The 18,438-nt window shown below is 62.5% G+C and carries 15 protein-coding genes; 7 read left to right on the plus strand and 8 right to left on the minus strand.

Translation table 11 applies throughout. The features are described 5' to 3' along the window. From M5C01_RS05360 to M5C01_RS05380, 5 genes are all read right to left on the minus strand, one after another. Nucleotides 1-837, minus strand: coding sequence for an ABC transporter permease (locus M5C01_RS05360; protein WP_152737538.1), 837 nt, complete (start codon nt 835-837; stop codon nt 1-3). Continuing rightward, nucleotides 834-1,787: an ABC transporter permease gene (locus M5C01_RS05365; protein ID WP_152737539.1), complete on the minus strand. Its 954-nt coding sequence runs from the start codon at nt 1,785-1,787 to the stop codon at nt 834-836. Before M5C01_RS05365 ends, M5C01_RS05360 begins: the two co-directional genes overlap by 4 nt. A gap of 74 nt (nt 1,788-1,861) precedes the next feature. Beyond that, entirely contained in the window at nt 1,862-3,496 is a 1,635-nt protein-coding gene (locus tag M5C01_RS05370) for an ABC transporter substrate-binding protein (protein ID WP_152737540.1), read from the minus strand. A 357-nt stretch (nt 3,497-3,853) separates the two neighbouring features. Further along, the gene (locus M5C01_RS05375; RefSeq protein ID WP_152737541.1) at nt 3,854-5,080 is read right to left on the minus strand and encodes a Xaa-Pro peptidase family protein; all 1,227 of its coding nucleotides are present in this window, start codon (nt 5,078-5,080) and stop codon (nt 3,854-3,856) included. 171 nt (nt 5,081-5,251) lie between these two features. After that, a complete protein-coding gene (locus tag M5C01_RS05380) occupies nt 5,252-6,133 on the minus strand; it encodes a hypothetical protein (protein WP_152737542.1) in 882 nt (293 codons plus the stop codon). 139 nt (nt 6,134-6,272) lie between these two features. Here M5C01_RS05380 and M5C01_RS05385 point away from each other — a divergent pair, with 139 nt between their 5' ends. Then, nucleotides 6,273-7,184 (plus strand): LysR substrate-binding domain-containing protein, encoded by a 912-nt coding sequence (locus M5C01_RS05385; RefSeq protein WP_152737543.1) that lies wholly within the window; start codon nt 6,273-6,275, stop codon nt 7,182-7,184. On the opposite strand, the gene M5C01_RS05390 is transcribed toward M5C01_RS05385, so the two are convergent. Continuing rightward, a complete protein-coding gene (locus tag M5C01_RS05390; RefSeq protein WP_152737544.1) occupies nt 7,125-8,360 on the minus strand; it encodes an MFS transporter in 1,236 nt (411 codons plus the stop codon). The two genes, M5C01_RS05385 and M5C01_RS05390, sit on opposite strands and share 60 nt — an antisense overlap. Before the next feature lie 494 nt (nt 8,361-8,854). Here M5C01_RS05390 and M5C01_RS05395 point away from each other — a divergent pair, with 494 nt between their 5' ends. From M5C01_RS05395 to M5C01_RS05415, 5 genes are all read left to right on the plus strand, one after another. Continuing rightward, complete coding sequence (locus M5C01_RS05395) at nt 8,855-9,802, plus strand: LysR substrate-binding domain-containing protein (RefSeq protein WP_152737545.1); 948 nt, start codon at nt 8,855-8,857, stop codon at nt 9,800-9,802. Between the two features lie 222 nt (nt 9,803-10,024). Then, on the plus strand, nt 10,025-11,449 hold the full coding sequence (gene aldA / locus M5C01_RS05400) for an aldehyde dehydrogenase (protein WP_103498455.1): 1,425 nt from the start codon (nt 10,025-10,027) through the stop codon (nt 11,447-11,449). Nucleotides 11,450-11,538: 89 nt separating this feature from the next. Next, nucleotides 11,539-12,837: an MFS transporter gene (locus M5C01_RS05405; protein WP_152737546.1), complete on the plus strand. Its 1,299-nt coding sequence runs from the start codon at nt 11,539-11,541 to the stop codon at nt 12,835-12,837. Between the two features lies 1 nt (nt 12,838). Beyond that, nucleotides 12,839-14,056 carry a mandelate racemase/muconate lactonizing enzyme family protein gene (locus tag M5C01_RS05410; protein ID WP_103498457.1) on the plus strand — a complete coding sequence of 406 codons (1,218 nt, stop codon included), beginning with the start codon at nt 12,839-12,841 and terminating at the stop codon, nt 14,054-14,056. A gap of 56 nt (nt 14,057-14,112) precedes the next feature. Continuing rightward, entirely contained in the window at nt 14,113-15,723 is a 1,611-nt protein-coding gene (locus tag M5C01_RS05415) for a GMC family oxidoreductase N-terminal domain-containing protein (RefSeq protein ID WP_100943524.1), read from the plus strand. Nucleotides 15,724-15,910: 187 nt separating this feature from the next. Here the strand turns inward: M5C01_RS05415 and M5C01_RS05420 are convergent, their stop codons facing one another. Then, nucleotides 15,911-17,251, minus strand: coding sequence for a serine hydrolase (locus M5C01_RS05420; protein WP_152737547.1), 1,341 nt, complete (start codon nt 17,249-17,251; stop codon nt 15,911-15,913). Nucleotides 17,252-17,445: 194 nt separating this feature from the next. On the opposite strand from M5C01_RS05420, the gene M5C01_RS05425 reads away from it, so the two are divergent. After that, the gene (locus tag M5C01_RS05425; RefSeq protein WP_178129766.1) at nt 17,446-17,796 is read left to right on the plus strand and encodes a hypothetical protein; all 351 of its coding nucleotides are present in this window, start codon (nt 17,446-17,448) and stop codon (nt 17,794-17,796) included. Nucleotides 17,797-17,806: 10 nt separating this feature from the next. On the opposite strand, the gene M5C01_RS05430 is transcribed toward M5C01_RS05425, so the two are convergent. Then, a complete protein-coding gene (locus M5C01_RS05430; RefSeq protein WP_103498465.1) occupies nt 17,807-18,433 on the minus strand; it encodes a TetR/AcrR family transcriptional regulator in 627 nt (208 codons plus the stop codon). Nucleotides 18,434-18,438: the final 5 nt, after the last annotated feature.

Consider the following 18,438-nt stretch of genomic DNA (forward strand, 5'->3'; position numbering starts at 1 on the left):
TCAACTCCTTGTGCCTTTCTGGGCGTGTTCGTCCAGGCCGTCCGCCAGCAGGCTGAGGCCAAGCATCAGGGTGGAGATGGCAATGCACGGGAAGATCACCAGATGCGGAAAAGCGATGGCCATGCTGCGGCCTTCGTTGATCATGCCGCCCCAGTCCGGGGTCGGCGGTGGCAGGCCGAGGCCGAGGAAACCGAGGGCACCGATCATGATCGCGGTGTAGCCGATGCGCAGGCAGAAATCGACGATCAGCGGGCCGCCGCAGTTGGGCAGGATTTCCACTGTCATGATCCGCAGGGCGCCTTCGCCCTGGGTGATGGCGCTGAGCACATAGTCCCGCGAACGCAGGTCCATGGTCAGGGCGCGCATGATCCGGAAGATCGCCGGGGCGCTGGTGAAGGTCACCGCGATCAGGATGTTCAGCGCCGAGGCGCCGAGGGCGATGATGATCACGATGTACAGCACCAGCACCGGGAACGACAGCACGGTGTCGGCGATATAGGACAATACCGAGTCGACCCAGCCATTGAAGTAGCCGGCGCACAGGCCCATGGCAATGCCGAAGGCAAACGCGGTGAGGGTCGCCAGGGTCGACCAGAGCAGCACCGTGCGGGTGCCCCAGATCAGTCGCGAGAGAATATCGCGGCCCAGCACATCGGTGCCCAGCAGGAAGGTCTGGCCGCTGCCGTCGTCGCTGAACGGCGTCAGCAGCGGGGTGAAGCTTTCCAGCGGGTCATGGGGGGCGAGCCAGGGGGCGAAGATCCCGAGGATCACCCAACCGCCCACCAGACACAGGCCCAGGGCCGCCAGCGGGTTCTTGAATGCATGCAGAAGATTCATCGGGCGCTCCCGCCAAGGCTGCGCAAGGTGATGCGCGGATTGAGCCAGGTATAGGCCAGGTCGGAGAAGATCTTGGTCGCGCCCACCACCAGCGCACTGATCATGGCGCAGGCCTCGATCAGGTAGACGTCATGGTTCAGCGAGGCGGTGTAGAGCAACGAGCCGAAGCCCTTGTAGGCGAAGAACACCTCGACCACGATGACGTTGGACAGCAGCCACGGGATGTACAGCATGATCACCGTGATCGGTGCGATCAGCACATTGCGCAGCGCATGGCGCAGCACGATGCGTGAGGTCGAGGCACCCTTGAGGCGGGCGGTACGGATATACGGCGCCTGCATCACTTCGACCATCGAAGCCCGGGTGATCCGCGCCAGGTAACCGACGCCGAACAGGCACAGCACCATCAGCGGCATCGCCAGTTGCAGGGCACTGAAACCGTCGCTCATGCTGCTGACGCCCGGCAGCCAGTTGAGCCAGAAGACGAAGATCGCCGAGACGAACACCGCGCTGGCGAAGTCCGGGATCGAGGTGGTGACGATGGACAGGAACGACACCAGGCGGTCCAGCAGCGACCCCTGGCGAATCCCGGCCAGTACGCCGAGGGTCAGGGCCACGGGGACCATGATCAACAGCGCCAGACCCGCCAGCATCAGGGTCTGTCCCAGGTTGGGCAGCAGCAGGTCCATCACCGGTTCGCGAAAGTGCACCGAGGTGCCCCAGTGACCGCTGACGAAGTCCTTCAGCCAGATCAGGTAACGCCACAGGAAGGGTTGGTCGTAGCCGTGCTCGGTGAGCCAGGCGGCGCGTTGGTCGGCGGCGGAGTAGGGACCCAGGACGTTGATCGCGACGTCCTCGATATTCAGCTCCAGGGCGAAAAAAACGATCAGTGACACCGACAATAACGTCGCTGCCAGGGCCAGTAGCTTGCGCCACAGAAAATCAGCCATGTTTGCATGCTCCGGCTATACAGTTGCCGGCTCGCCGCACCGGGGTGGACGAGCTCATTGTTTCAAAGGTCGGATCAGGCGCTGAGCCAGGTTTCGTTCATCGGGTAGAAGTCCGATGGGTGGACCTGGAAGCCCTGGACCTTCTGCGACGTGGCGGTGAACTTGTCGGCCCAGAACGGCTGGATGATGACGCAGGCGTCCTGGAGGATCTGCTCCACGCTTTGCATCGCCAGGGAGCGCTGTTTCGGATCGACGATACCCATGGCCTTGTCCAGGACGGCGTCGAAGGCCGGGTCCTTGTAGTGGCTTTCGTTCCAGGCACCGCCGCCGCGATAGGCCAGTTCCAGGGACATCACCCCGAGCGGGCGATGGGCCCAGTAAGTGAGGCTGAAGGCGGCTTTGTCCCAGATCGGCCAGTACTGGGTGGCGGGAATCACCTTGAGGTTGATGCGGATGCCGGCTTCCAGGCAGTTCTGCTGGAGGATCTGTGCGGTGTCCTGCTCGTAGCGACCCTGGGTGTTGCCGACGATCAGGTCGATATCGATGCCCTTGGGATGTCCGGCTTCGGCCAGCAATGCCTTGGCCTGGGTCACGTCACGAGCGCGCTTGGGCAGCGGGAAGTATTCCGGGTGCGACGGCGCCACATGGTGGTCCTCGCCCAGGGTGCCCATGCCGCGATAGGCGATCTTGAGCATTTGCGCGTTGTCGGCGCAGAGCGCCACGGCCTTGCGGATGCGCAGGTCGTCGAACGGCTTCTGGTCCACGGCCATGCGCATCACCACGGTCTGCGCCGATTTGCAGGTCAGCAGCTTGGCGTTGGGCAGGCGCTTGGCCAGGTCCAGTTCGGCCACGGTGACGCGGTACAGCACGTCGACCTGCCCGGCTTGCAGGGCGGCCAGTTGGGTGGACACGTCGGTGCCCATGTCGACATACCGTAGCTCGTCCAGGTAGGCCGGCTTGCCCCAGTAATCGGCGCGCTTGGCGAAGGTCGCTTCCTTGTTCACGGCGAACGAGGTGAGCTTGAAAGGACCGGTGCCGAGCGGGTTTTTCGACCAGTCATCACCGGCTTTGAAGCTGCGATGGACGATGGCGCAGGTGAAGGCGTTGAGCATTTCCGGAATCGCCAGGATCGGCCGCTTGAGCACCAGCTTGAACTGGTAAGGCCCGAGTTTTTCGAAGGAGGCGATGTCCTGGAAGGCAGTGCGGTTGACCGACTTGGACTCGGCGCCGGTCCAGCGTTGGAAGTTGTGCTCGACGTCGTCGGCGGTGAAGGCGTCGCCGTTGCTCCACTTGACGTCCTGGCGCAGGTTGAAGACCCACTCCTTGAGGTCATCCGAGGGCTTCCAGCTTTCGGCGAGGTACGGGTGGGTGATGTTCTGGGCATCGACCCAGGTCAGGTATTCCAGGCTGTTGCGCATCAGGTTCGAGGCTTCGATCCAGGTGATGAGCATCGGGTCCTGGATTTCCTGGATGGCACAGGCAAAGCGCAGGCTGCCGCCATTGCGTGGGGTGCCGGTCTCAGCCGCCTGGACCGAATCGCTGAACAGCGCCGGGCCGAGGAAACTCCCGGCGCTGGCGGCGGTGATACCGAGCAGGGTGGCGGTGTGGAGGAATTGCCGGCGGCTGATCTGGCCGCGCTTGGCTTGGGTGCACAGGTCATCCACGGCTGGATGCGGCGCGGAGCCGTCCAGGGTAGTCAGGTCTTTCATGAGCCTCTCCGATACTGGGGCGTAAATGCGTCTTTTGGGTGCCACTGCGAACAGAGGGTTGGCAGCTAGCGCTGGCGATCCAGGGCGGACCCGTGATCGGTCAGGAAAAACGTCAACGGCAGATCAAAGCGCGGAGCATTCAGGAGGCGGGACGTGGGATAGGACATGGTGCGGCTCTCGTGTTGTTTTTATTTGAGATGCTCGCAGTTTTGTCATCTGGCTCCGGATGAACAAACGATAAATTCAGCGTAGGAAAATTCCTAAAACGCACATTACTGATTGCCCTCCCGCGCCAGACACGCTCCTGATGGCCCTACCTCGCGGGCTGAGTGCCGGCGCGGGGTAGGGCGGCAAGACTTAAACGGGCAGCAGACGCGGGTCGAACGGATAGTCCGAGAGCAGCTCGATACCATTTTCGTGGATGTAGATCTGCTCTTCGAGCTTGACCCCTTCGCCGCCTTCGTCGTGGCCGATGTAGCTTTCCACGCAGATGGTCATGCCCGCCTCGAACACCCCGTCATAGCCCAGTGCATCGATGTCCTCGCGGTGCACCACGTAGGGGTATTCACCGGTCATGCCAACCCCGTGGGCCAGGGCGAAATAACGGTTGGCCTTGTAGTGGTCGGGGATCTTCCAGGCCAGCTCCGCATACTCCTTGAAGCTGCGCCCGGCCTTGAGCATTTCCATATTGGTCTGCACCTGTTCATAGGCCAGCTTGTACAGCTCCTGCTGCTTGCGGGTGGCGGCCTGTTCGCCGCAGAGAAAGGTCCGCGAGAAGTCCGCGTAGTAGCCGAAACGACCGACCACATCGGTGTCCAGCGCCACCAGGTCGCCGGCTTCGATGGGCCGGGTGCTGCACTCCTGGAACCAGGGGTTGGTGCGCGGTCCGGAGGACAGCAGGCGGGTTTCCACATAGTCGCCGTCGGTGGCGATCACGTGCTGGTGCAGGTGCGACCAGAGTTCGTTTTCGCTGATGCCGGGCTTGAGCTTGCTTTCCATCAGCTTCACGCCGGCCTCGGTGGCGCGCAGGCTGGCGCGGATCATCTTCAGCTCGTTCGGCACCTTGATGCAGCGCGCGCGTTCCAGTGGTTCCTGGGCATCGAAGACCTGGTAGCCGAGCTTCTGCAATTCGAAGGCCGCCGCCGAGGTGGCGCTCTCGATGGCGATGCGTTTTCCGCCACCGCATTTGCGCACCAGGTCGTCGATTTCAGCGGCCCAGTCGGCGGTGACATTGCTCAGGAAACTGTCGCAGAAGTAATAGGAGATCGCCTTGGCCGGGCGCACTTCGTCGACGGTGTTCAGGGATTCGGCCAGGTGCAGGCAGCCGCCGAATTCGAAGACCACCACCGGGCCTTCGGCGGGAATAAAGGCGTAACGCGCCGGGTTACGGGCCGAGTACACCTGCATGTTGCGCGAGCCTGTGGCGTAGCGCATATGGGTCGGGTCGAACAGCACGCAGGCGGCGTAGTCGCGCTTTTTCAGTTCGTTGCGCACACGTTGCAGGCGGTCCAGCTGGATCTGCTGGATCTCGGCGTAAGTGGGCTCGCAGTCGGCGGGGTTGCGGTTGGGGCCGGAAAGACTCATGGGGTGTTCCTCGCTAATACCGGTCGGTGATGGAAATACGTTCTTATAAAGTCCGCGCTCCCGTTGTAGGAGCGAGCTTGCTCGCGATGGCCGCAAGGGCGCCGCTGGCTATCAGGCGCACCGCGTTATCGTTCACCACCATCGCGAGCAAGCTCGCTCCTACAGGAGAGGTCAGTCGAGCAGTTGGTCGCTGCGCACCCGGCTGCGCTCGGCTTGCAGATGGGCTTCGGAGAGGCGCCCGTAGAGCTGCTTGGTGCGCTCGGCGCGGCCAATGATTCCGGGCTTTTCCGAGTAGGCGAAGATCGCGGTATTGCGCTCGACCGCGCCTTCGACACGGGTCACCCGATGCACCGAAAAACGCCCCTTGAAGATCTGCAGGTCGCCGGGATTGAGCTCCAGGTATTTCACCCGGCTGCGATCCTCACCCCGCACCACCTGGCCCACCGCCCCAAGGTTTTCCGCCGTGCGCGAGCGGATCATCGGCGCGTATTCGAACAGGCCGCCGGCCTCGGGCTTCTGGGTCATCATGCTGACGATGAATTCGTTGGTGTCGAAGTGCCAAGGCTGCTGGGTGCCCTCTGGCATCACGTTGATTACCAGGCCGGCAAAGGGGTCGGCATATTCGAAAATCTCAGGTTCCCCCAGGCAGGCACTGATGAAACGTTTCATCATCGGCGAGACGTAGAGTCGGTGAATGATCGCGTCCGGGGCGATCATGTCGCGGGTCACAAAGCCGCTGGTGCGCTCCATGAAGGTGCGGCGCGGGTCTTCGGCCGGCAGCGAGGGATCGTCTTCGGTGAAGTAGGCATTGACCTTGCGCACCGAATAAAACGTCTTGTCCGAGAGTGCCTGACCTTCGAGACGAGCCTGTTCCAGCACTTCGGGGCGCAGGAAGTTCTTCAGCAGGCAGCAACCGTCGACGGCCAATTCGGCCCGGGCATGATCGATCAGTGCCTGTAATTGAACATGGCCCGAATCATGAATGGGATAACGTTCGGTGTTGACGATATCGCTGATATCACCCACTTCGGCATCGGCAAGTTGAAGGCTCATTTCGGGCTCCTGAAGTTAACGATCATTAGTCGCCAGTGCAAGGTTCGAAGTTGTCTCGGCGTTGAATCGATAGTTGCTTAAAAACAGGAATAATAGAAATGATGAGTTACGATCGAATCCATCGGCAGGAGCGATAGTTATGTCAGGTCATCTGGACGGAACATTGCTCAAGGTGTTTGTGGCGATTATTGAATGCCAGGGGTTTTCGGCGGCCGCCGAGCGCCTGCATAAAACCCAGTCGACCGTCAGCCAGAGTCTGCAACGGCTGGAGGAGGTGGTTGGCACGCCGCTGATCCATCGCACGAGCCGCAGCATCAGCCTGACCCCCAGCGGCGAGACCTTTCTGATCTATGCGCGGCGCATCCTCAAGCTGCATAACGAGGCGATCAACGCTGCCCATCTGCCCAATGACCTCGCCTGCATCCATGTCGGGATGCCCGAGGACTATGCGCAATACTGCCTGGCCGGAGTCCTGCGGGATTTTCGCGAACACTTTCCCAAGGTCCGCCCGGACGTCTGCTGTGAAGCCTCGGTGGCCCTGGTCGGGCGCCTGCAGCGTGGCGAGCTGGACCTGGTGCTCGGCGTGCAGCATGCCAACCTGCAGCAGGGCGAGTTTCTCTGCGACGAGCCGTTGGTCTGGGTGACCGCTGACGAGCGTGCCTGGGCGGATGACCAGTCGGTGCCGCTGGCGGTCTATGCCGAGGGCTGTGCCTTTCGCGCCAATGCCATCGACGCCCTGGCGGAGGCCGGTCGGGCCTGGCACGTGGTTTACACCAGCCAGAGCCCGCGGGGGATCGGCGTGGCCATCGAGGGCGGCGACACGGTGGGGGTGACTGCCCGCCGGCTGGTGCCGGAGGGCTGGCGGATTCTCGATGAACGAGACGGTTTCCCGGCTATCGAGCCGGCCCGGCTGATGCTCTGGCGTTCGTCGGCCTGCCAGGAACCGGGGATCGAGGCGATGGTGGAGATGCTCGGGCGCCAGCTACTGCGTTCAGACCGGCTCCTGGAGCAGCGGCCGACGGCGCTGGTGGCGGGCCATGACTTGCAGTAAAAGCAGACTGGCGAGGACCCAGCCGGCGATCCAGGCATGGATGATGGCGAACGAGCCGCTGGCTTGCAGCAACAGGCCGTTGACCCAGTTCGCGCTGGCGCTGCCCAGGCCGTAGCCGACCATGCTCAGGCTCACCACTTGCAGGCTTTGCACGGGTGTCAGGCGAGCACTGAGGTAGGCGGCCATCAGGCCCCAGACGGGGAAATAGAACAGCGCGAACAACCCGGCGGCCAGCCAGGTCAGCAGCAGGCCGGGGTACAATAGAAGGCCGAGCATGGCCAGACCGAAGGCGCCGATGCTGATAGCCATCACCCGCAGCGCCCCCCAGCGGTCAGCCAGTGACCCCAGTGACATCCCACCCAGCGCGCCACAGGCGCCGATCAAGGTCCAGAGCGAGCCGGTGACCTGCAGGCCGGCGCCCAGGCGTTCGGTGACGAAGGCCGAGAGGAAGTTGAGGAACGGCCCGCTGATACTGCCGATAAAGCCACTGAGCAGCAGGATATGCACGGCGATGGGCTGTTCCAGGCACAGGCGCAGCCAGCGCCGGAGTACCTGGCCCAGGGAGGCGGCCGTCGTCGGGCGAGTGTCCGGCTGGCGGCCGAGGGGCGCCAGGGCCCAGAGGGTCAGCAGGGTGACGATCAAGGTGAGCCCGGCGCAGATCAGCCAGAAAGCCCCCAGGGAAATACCCTGGAGCAGGGCGATCAGGATGCCGTTCAGGCAGATGGCAAAGGCCGCCCCGGAAGACGCCAGTCCCAGCACCCGGCTGCGGTGGGACGCGGGAATCACTTCGCCGGCCAGGGCGGCAATTGCGTTCCAGTTGGACACCGCGCAGGCCGAGACCAGCGCCAGGCACAAGGCAAAGGGCAGGACCCAGGGCGTGGCGACCGCCAGCGCCAGCAGCACCGGGCTGAGCAGCATGGTCAGGCGCACCATGTTCAGGGGGCTGATCCAGGCGGCGGCGATCCCGCTGGCAATCGAAGCGCCCATATAGAAGAGTTGCAGCAACGCGGCAATGGAGGCGGCCTGGCTATAACTCAGGGAGAAGTGCTGGCGGATTTCGGGTAACAGGGCGGAATAAAGAAAAATACTGAAGCCGTGGGTGCTGGCATTGCAGCAGGTGAATATAAAAGCGAGCAGGCCGATAGTTCTGGTTGGGGTGTTTTTGTTGATTGCCATTGTGCGGCCCGAGAAGATAAGTTGTTGGGGGAGGTGCAACACAATGGGGCGAGAGTGGGGGGGCGCCCAATGTAAGTGCGTGGAAATTTTCCGTTTAAAGTTATAGGGCAGGGTAGCGTTTATAAGTTGAAAAGAACCAGTGCTGAATACTCATGAGGGCTGTGCGAAATACTCGTGCTATTTATCTCGGGGCGACGGTTTTCTTGCAAAAGCGACCTTTGATCGCAACCTCCTTTATCGTTGATCTGGAACACGACACACATCCTGTAGGAGCAGGGCTTGCCCGCGAAGCTTTTAGCGATCTTGAGGACCTCTTCGCGGGCAAGCCCTGCTCCTACAGGTTCCGTTGTGTTCTCAAGATCTGCGTCGGCCTCACATTTTGAGGCGGCGGACAGGATTCTGATTTTTTGTAGGACGATAGACAAAAAGGAATGTTACCCACCCCCGGCCCCATGCGATGCTTGTGGCCGTCCGCCCTTGGTGAGTGTCTTTTCTTGAAACGCAAAATGCCCGCGCTCAATGCGCTCAAAGCCTTCGAAGTGGCTGGCAGCACCGGCAGCTTTACCCGCGCCGCCGAGCTGCTGAACGTGACCCAGAGCGCCGTCAGCCGCCAGGTCCGTCAGCTTGAGGAGCAACTGGGCGAAAGCCTGCTGGAGCGCCGTCATCACCACCTCGAATTGACCAGTGCCGGGCGGGTGTTGCTGCGCGCGCTGCATCAGTCCTTCGACAAGATCGAGATGACCGTGCGCGGCATCCAGGAGAAGAACCACGCCAACCGCCTGCGCATCAATGCGCCGCCGACCTTTACCAGCCGTTGGCTGCTACCGCGCCTGGGGCGCCTGCGCCAGCAACATCCGGGGCTGGAACTGAGCATCACCACACGCCTGCAGGACAGCCTGGCCGAGACCAGTACCCTGGACTGTGCGATCCGTTTCGGCGATGGCGAATGGGATGGCCTGGACAGCTCGTTGCTGATGCACGAGCGGCATATCGCCGTCTGTTCGCCAAGCCTCTATGCCCGCGAGTTGAGCGGGCAGGAAGAGATCGACCTGAACCGCCTGACCCTGCTGCATGTACTGGCCAAGGAAGATCAGCGCTACCTGACCTGGAAACACTGGCTGGACGCGGCGCGGATCAGTGGCGTCGATACCTTGAGCGGTTATGAGTTCGACCTGCTGGACCTGGCGATTCGCGCGGCCATCGACGGCTTGGGCATCACCATCGCCGACTGGCATATGGTGGCCGGCGAACTGGCCTGCGGACAGTTGACCCAGGTGCTCAACGTGCATGTCGACGGTCACCAGTCCTACTGGCTGGTGACCCGCCAGGAACAGACGCAGATCCCCCAGTTGCAGATTTTCAGCCAGTGGTTGCAGGAAGAACTGGAGCTGGCGCGGCGGCAACTGGAGCCTTCTACCCCGGTGATCATGCCCGTTATCTGAAGGGTGTATACGGACCTTGTAGGAGCCGGTTTGCTGGCGATGCAGACACCGCGGTGTATCAGTTTCACCGCGTTATCGTTCATCGCCAGCAAGCCGGCTCCTACAGTCCGGCGGTAACCTGCATTTTTTGAATGTTTACCGCCTGAATTAATCGTTTGTTCATCCCGCGTCGGATGACAAGACTGCTGGCTTCTCAGATAAGAAAAGTACGAGAACCAGTACATGTCCACCCAGCGCAACTTTGTTAACGGTCAGTTCGTCGAGCCCGCCGGTACTGCCCGGATCGCGGTCTACAACCCTGCCACCGAAGCCTTGATCGACCACGTACCGGCTGCTACCTCCGTCGAGGCGGTCGAAGCCGTCGAGGCCGCCGCCGCCGCCCAGAAGCTCTGGGGCAAGCTCACCAGCATCGAACGCGCCGAGCATCTGCGCAGCTTTGCCGGCGCCCTTGAAGCCTGCGCCGAAGACATCGGCCAGGCCCTGGCGGCGGAGTCCGGCAAGAGCGTCGCCGACGCCAGCAACGAAGCCCGTTATGCCGCGCAGATCACCCGCTACCACGCCGAATGGGCGCGGCGCATCGAAGGCGAGATCATTCCCAGCGATACCCCGGACGAAAACCTGTTCCTGCAGCGCGAGCCCATCGGCGTCGTCGCTTGCCTGATTCCGTTCAACTACCCGGTCTACACCCTGCTGCGCAAGATCGCCCCGGCGCTGATCGCCGGCAATACCGTGGTAGTGCGCCCGAGCAACAACACGCCGATCTCGGCCTTTGAAATCGCCCGGGCCGTGCAGCAATCGAGCCTGCCTGCCGGGGTGGTGAATATCCTCACCATGGACCATGACACCGCCGCCAGTGTCTGCACCCACAAGGCCGTCGGCCTGATCACCCTGACCGGCAGCGTCAACGCCGGGCGCATCGTGCTCGACTACTGCAAGGCCAATATCGCCAAGCCGTCCCTGGAGCTGGGCGGCAAGACCCCGGCGATCATCGAGGCCGATGCCGACCTGGAACAGGCCGCCAGCGCCATCGTCGCCTCCAAGACCACCCATTGCGGCCAGTTGTGCACGGCGGTGGAGCGGGTCTATGTCCACGAAAGCGTGCACGACCGTTTCCTCGCGCTGCTGAAAGAGAAAATCAGCGCGGTGCAGTTTGGTGACCGCGCCGCGGATGCCAGCCTGATGGGCCCGCTGGTCAATGCCAGCTCACGGCGCAATATCCACGCCATGGTCGAGCGGGCTGTGGCCGACGGCGCGGTGCTGGAAACCGGTGGTGGGATCCCCGAAGGCCCGGGGCATTTCTATCCGCCGACCCTGCTCAGCGGTTGCCGCCAGGATATGGAAATCGTCCAGGAAGAAATCTTCGGCCCGGTCCTGCCGGTGCTCAAGTACCGTGATATCGACGAGGCGCTGGCCATGGCCAATGATCACCAGTTCGGCCTGTCGTCGGTGCTCTATACCGAGAACTACCGCACCGCGATGAAAGTGGCGAATGCCATCGAGTCCGGCGAGCTCTACGTCAACCGCACCCCGGCCGACCCCTACCAGGGCTTCCACGCCGGCTGGAAACGCTCCGGCCTGGGCGGCGATGACGGCAAGCACGGCATGCTCGAATTCACCCAGACCCGACTGGTGGTCATGAAGTACTGAGACAGGCTTTACGCGACACGCTATTCCAATAACAACAATCAATAGAGAAGGGCGACCGTGCACTGCCGGATCGCCCGAGGTCCCAGTACATGTCCAAGCCTGCTGCTGTTCAGGTTCACGCCGCCGCCACGTCCGCCAAAAGCGACAAGGGCAGCCGTTATTTCCAACTGATGTTGCTGGTGCTGGCCGCCGGGGCGATCTACCCGATCCTCTACCTGCGCCAGGTCTACCAGACCACCATGCTCGAAGTGTTCCATATCAATCACAGTGAGCTGGGTTACCTGTACTCGATGCTCGGCACCATTTTCCTGCTCAGCTACCTGCCCAGCGGCTGGTTGGCGGATCGCCTGGCACCGCGCTTCCTGATCTTCTTCTCGCTGGTCGCCACCGGCCTGCTGGGGATCTGGTATTCCACCGCACCGTCGATGACCGGCCTGATGATCATCTTCGGTTGCTGGGGTTTGACCACCGGCCTGACCTTCTGGGCCTCGGTGCTCAAGCGGGTCAAGATGATCGCCGAGGCCTCCGAGCAGGGGCGCTTCTTCGGCATCCTCGACGGCGGTCGCGGCCTGGTGGAAGCGATGCTTGCCACCGTGGCCCTGGGGCTGTTCGCCTACGCCACCGAGACCCGCAGCGAGTCGGCGGCCGAAGGCTTCAAACATGTGGTCTACCTCTACTCCTTTACCTGTATCGCCATCGGTTGCGTGCTGGTCTCGCTCAAGGACCCCAAGTCCGTGGCGGCCGTTGAAACCCAGGAAGAAAAAGCCTCGCACAATCTGTTCAGCGACCTGGCCTTCCTGGTGAAGATTCCCGAGTTGTGGCTGGTGACCGCCATCGTGTTCTGCGGTTATCACATCTTCTGGGCCACCTACAGCTTCTCCGACTACCTGCAAGGTAGCGGCATGACCGCGGTCATGGCCGGCACCATCACCACCATCAAATTGTGGATGCGCCCCATCGGCGGTCTCGGCGGCGGCTACCTGGGGGACAAGTTCTCGAATATCTCGGTGTTGATCCTTGCACTGCTGCTGGCGACCCTCGGCATCCTCGGGCTGATCGTCTTCCCGGCGCTGGGCAGCATCGGCGTACTGGTGGCCACGGTGATCTTTATCGGCCTGATGACCTACGCCATTCGCGGGCTGTACTGGGCGATCCTCGACACCTGCAAGATCCCGCTGCGGATCACCGGCCTGGCCATCGGCATTGTCTCGGTGGTCGGCTACCTGCCGGACACCTTTATCCCGTTGATCAACGGCTATCTCACGGAAAACTTCCCTGGCGCCCTCGGTTACAAGCTCTATTTCGGCTACATCGCCTTTATTGGCGGGCTTGGAACCCTGGCGGCCCTGGCGCTGCGTGCGCTGGTCAATAAAAAGGCAGGTGCCTGATATGAAAATCGTCTCCCTGGAAACCCATATCGTCGCCGTACCGCCGCCGCACATCGGTGGCATGTACTGGCTGTTCGTCAAGCTCAAGACCGACTGCGGTATTGAAGGCGTCGGCGAGATCTACGCCGCCACCTTCGGTCCCAAGGCGATGGTGCCGATCATCGAGGACGTGTTCGAGCGTTACCTGCAGGACCAGGACCCGCACCATATCGAGCGCTTCTTCCGCCAGGCCTACTCCAGCGGTTTCACCCAGCGTCCGGACCTGACCATGATGGGTGTGGTCAGCGGCCTGGAGATGGCCTGCTGGGACATCATCGGCAAGGCGGCGAACAAGCCGGTCTATGAACTGCTGGGCGGCAAGGTCAACGAGCGCCTGCGCTCCTACACCTACCTGTACCCGGTCAACAGCCGTGGCGAGTACGACTACGACGACCCGGACCTGGCCGCCGAATGCGCGATAGAGAATATGAAGCTGGGCTTCACCGCCGTGAAATTCGACCCGGCCGGGCCTTACACCGCCTATTCCGGTCACCAGATTTCCCTGGAGGTGCTGGAGCGCTGCGAAACCTTCTGCCGCAAGATCCGCGAAGCGGTGGGCGACAAGTGCGACCTGCTGTTCGGCACCCACGGGCAGATGGTGCCGTCGTCGGCGATTCGCCTGGCCAAGCGCCTGGAGAAGTACGACCCGCTGTGGTTCGAGGAACCGGTACCGCCCGGCCAGGAAGACGCCATGGCGCAAGTGGCGGCCAAGACCACCATCCCGATTGCCACCGGCGAGCGGCTGACCACCAAGTACGAGTTCTTCAAGCTGTTGCAGGCCGGCGGCGCGTCGATCCTGCAGATGAACGTGGCGCGCTGCGGCGGCCTGCTGGAAGCCAAGAAGATCGCCAGCATGGCCGAGGCCTATTACGCGCAGATCGCCCCGCACCTCTACAACGGTCCGATCGGCGCCGCGGCCAGCTTCCAGCTGGCGACCTGCACGCCAAACTTCCTGATCCAGGAAAGCATCATGACCTGGGGCGGTTTCCACGCCGAAGTGCTGACCAAACCGCTGCAGTGGGAAGACGGCTACATCATCCCGTCGACCGAGCCGGGCCTGGGCGTCGAGCTGAACATGGACGTGGTGCGCAAGCACACGCCCTACACCGGCCAGCGGCTGCACCTGCAAATGGCGCCGACGCCCGCCGATGTGAAAGACACCTCGCCGGCCAGGGGCTGAGCCATCCTGCCGCCCTGGGACAGGGCGGCGTTTTCAACGAATCAGCGGTAACCTGCATGACATACGACTACATCATCGCCGGCGCGGGCGCCGCCGGTTGCATCCTCGCCAACCGCTTGTCGGCTTCGGGGAAATACTCGGTCCTGTTGCTGGAAGCGGGCGGCAAGGACGCTTCGTTCTGGTTCAAGATCCCGGTCGGTTTCGCCAAGATGTATTACAACCCGACCTTCAACTGGATGTACTACAGCCAGCCGCAGAAGCAATTGCACAACCGGGAAATCTACGCGCCCCGGGGCAAGGTCCAGGGCGGTTCGGGTTCGATCAACGCCATGGTCTACGTGCGTGGCCAGGCCCATGACTTCGATGACTGGGCGGCCAACGGCAATGACGGCTGGGCGTTCAAGGACGTGTTGCCGTACTTCCGCAAGCTGGAAAATCACCCGCTGGGCGATACCGAATATCACGGCGGCAGCGGGCCGATCAGCATCACGCCGATGCAGGGGCATACGCACCCGATCTGCGATGTATTTCTCGAAGGCTGCCAGCAGTTGGGTTATCAGCGCAGCGACGACTTCAATGGACCGAAGTTCGAAGGGGCGGGGGTCTATGACGTCAACACCCGCAATGGCCAGCGCAGCTCCAGTAGCTTCGCCCACCTGCACCCGGCACTGAGCCGACCGAACCTCACCGTCGAACACCATGCCTTGGTGGATCGGGTGTTGTTCGACAACGACCTGCGGGCCATCGGCATTTCCATCAGCCAGCACGGCGTGGCGCGCTCGTTCAAGGCCAACAAGGAAGTGATCCTGTGTGCCGGTGCGGTGGATACGCCGAAGATCCTGCAACTGTCCGGGGTCGGTGACCAGACACTGTTGAGCGAACACCGGGTGCCGGTGGTCAAGCATCTGCCGGCGGTGGGGCAGAACCTGCAGGATCACCTGTGCGTGAGCTACTACTACAAGGCCAATATCCCGACCTTGAACGATGAGCTGAGCTCGCTGTTCGGCCAGCTCAAGCTGGGCCTGCAATACCTGCTGACCCGCAAGGGCGCGCTGGCCATGAGCGTCAACCAGGCCGGCGGGTTCTTCCGCGGCAATGAAGAGCAGGCGCATCCGAACCTGCAGATGTACTTCAACCCCTTGTCGTACCAGATTCCGAAGAACAACAAGGCCAGCCTCAAGCCGGAGCCGTATTCGGGCTTCCTGCTGTGCTTCAACCCGTGCCGGCCGACCAGTCGCGGCAGCGTGCGGATCGCCTCGAAGAACCCGGCGGATGCGGCGCTGATCGACCCGAACTACCTGAGCACCGAGAAGGATATCGACGAGGTGTTGCAGGGCAGCCGGCTGATTCGCAAGATCATGCAGGCGCCGGCCTTGCGGGCGATTACCGTCGATGAGGTGTTGCCGGGCAAGGCGGTGAATGACGACGCGGCGATGCTGGAGTATTTCCGCGAGAACAGCGGGTCGATCTATCACCTGTGCGGTTCGTGTGCGATGGGTTCGGATCCGCAGGTGTCGGTGGTCGACAAGCGCCTGAAGGTGCATGGGATGAAGGGGCTGCGGATTGTCGATGCGTCGATTTTCCCCAACGTGACGTCGGGCAATACCCACGCGGCGGTGCTGATGGTGGCGGAGAAGGGCGCGGACCTGATTCTCGAGGATGCCTGAACGGGCGAGTGAGGCGTTCTTGGGGAGGGTGTAAGGCTCTGGGGCCTCTTCGCGGGCAAGCCCTGCTCCTACAGTGATGTGTCGCTCACCCATATTGTGTACGACACATCACTGTAGGAGCAGGGCTTGCCCGCGAAGGCGTCGATTCAGGCGACGCAAGGCTCAAGGATTCAGGCTCCGGAACGGGTTACTTCTGCGGATGCTCCAGCAGGAAATTCCCCAATGCCTCGAACGCCGGCAAGGTCACCGGGTCGTTCGCCGAATTGCTTGCCACCGGGTGGGAGGCATAACGCACGATCACCATCTCGGCCTTGGGATCGATATAGATCCGCTGGCCATGGACGCCCCGGGCCATATAGGCCCCGTGGTTGTTATGGGTCACCCACCACATGTCGCGATAGCTCCAGCCCTTGAGCAGCGAGTATCCGGCTTTGGCGAATGCGGCCTTGTCAGCCCCACGTCGAATATCCTCGACCACCTTAGCCGGTACGATCTGCTGGCCGTTGGCGCGGCCGTCGTTACGGAGCATTTCGCCGAAGCGTGCCAGGTCTCGCAGACCTGTATTCAGACCACCGCCGGCGAACGGCGTGCCAATCGAGTCAACGGTGAAATAAGCATCCTGCTCGGCGCCCATGCGGCTCCAGATCCGTTCCGACAGCACCTGCGCCACGTTATGCCCGGTGGCCCGGGCGATCACCCAGCCGAGCACGTCGGTGTTGACGGTCTTGTAGGAGAAGGCATTGCCGTTCTCACCTTGCGGTTGCACGGTCTGGAGAAATTCGTAGTAGGTGCGCGGGCCCTGGTAGTCGGCGGGCTTGGGCAAGGGGTTGCCGGCCTGGGCGTGGGCCCAGACACCGGCGTTCGGGTCGCTGTAGTCTTCGCTATAGTCCAGCGCCGTGGTCATATCCAGCACCTGGCGCACGCTGGCACTGCCGAAGGCCGACTTCGCCAGCTCCGGCACATAGTCCTTGACCTCCTTGTTCACATCGATCAGCCCTTCGGCCACCAGCGTCGCGCCCAGGGTACCGATCACCGACTTGGTCACCGACATCGCGGCGTGCTGGCCCTGGGGAGTAAGCGAGCCGAAGTAGCGCTCGTACACCACCTTGCCACGGTGCAATACCACGATGCCGTCGGTGTAGGTCGCCGCCAGGGATTGTTCCCAGGTCATCGGCGTTTTCGTGTCGAGGGTGGTGAAGCTCAGGCGATCAATGTCATTGCGCAAGGCCGATGGCAACGCAACCGGCCCTTCAAGGCCCCGGGACACATTGGTGGTGGGCATCAACTGGCGAAAGTGCGAGACGCTCCAGCGCAGGGCCGGGAAACGGAAATAGCTGCCGTCCTCGAAGCGCAGGATGCGATCGGCCGGCGGCGGGGCGCCGATCATCCAGCCGAGTTTCGTCGGGTCGCTGGCGGTGGCATCCGGAAAGGGGGCCGGCGCTGTTTCGGCGAGGGCCGTGGAGCAAGCCAGTGCGCTGAACAGCAGGCACAGGCCCGGTCGTACCCTGTTGAAATACGTCTTGAACATATGAGCCATCCTTGAATCAGTGGGCAGAGCTTGGACAACCGGGCGCGTTTGTGCAACCCGCTGCGACGTCGCAGGCGAGCGGACCGGGGGCGGGGAGAGCGGCTTTTGACAGCGTGAGGCCTTTTGCGCGGTAGTGATTCGTATTGAGTCGCCACAATGCTAAAGTCGCTTCTTTTTTTCGGCAGGGAATGGTCATGCGGATGTTAATCGGGGCGTTGGCGGCAGTGGCGTTGGCGGGCTGCATGGGGCCTGCGATGAACCAGACCCGTACCACCGGGCCGACCAAGAGCTTCACGTCGAGCAAGGCCGAGGATGTCGTGGCCCAGTGCATTCAGTTTGCCTGGCAGGAAGAGGCGGTGTTCGGTGTCGATGCGGCGGCTTATCTGCAACCCGGCTACAAGAGCGGCTCGACCGTTTATACCCGGGGCTCGGAGTTTTTTGCCGACGTGCGCCACGAAGGCGCGGACACGCGGGTCGACTACTACGCGACCGTCAGCAAGCCGATTGGTGTGAGAAGGCTGGCCGCGCTAGCAACCTGCCTGTAACCCCTGGCTCCTACAAGGGCGGTTTGCTCAGCGCGCCCTTGACCGCCCCCAGCGCGATATTGTGCATCAACGCCCGATAGGTCGCCGCATCCAGTCCGGCTTCCTCGGTCCAGGCCGGCAGGTTGTTCAGCAGGCAGAGAAAGGTCCGCACGGTGGTCAGGGCCAGGGTGGCGTCGGTCGACAAGCCCAACGGCCCGAGCAACTTGATCAAATGAGTCTCATAGCGCCTGCGCAAGACCAGGATCGCCGCCTGGTGCGCCGCTTCCAGGCAATGGAACTCATGCTCGGCGACCCGGAAGAAATCACCCTTGGCGCGATGCAGGTCCAGGTGCGCGGCAATCAGCTCGTTCAGACGCTTTTCCGCCGAGCGCGCGCTGCGCACCGGTTGCGTGACAATCCCCAACAGCTCCAGGTGCAGACTCTCGATCAGTTCGAAGAGCAAGGCCTGCTTGCTCTCGATATGGTTGTAGATCGAGCCCGCCTGGATGCCCAGGTGCCCGGCCAGTTCACGCAAGCCCACCTGGGCGAACCCGCGCCGGGCAAACAGCGCCACGGCTTTTTCGCGGGTTTGCAGATGGCGCGAGGCCCGTGCCTGAAGCTCGGCTTCCGGCACGGCGGCGAGGGCTGCACGGGGCATGACGA

Source organism: Pseudomonas sp. MWU12-2319 (assembly GCF_023242525.1).
Lineage (GTDB): Bacteria > Pseudomonadota > Gammaproteobacteria > Pseudomonadales > Pseudomonadaceae > Aquipseudomonas > Aquipseudomonas gingeri_D.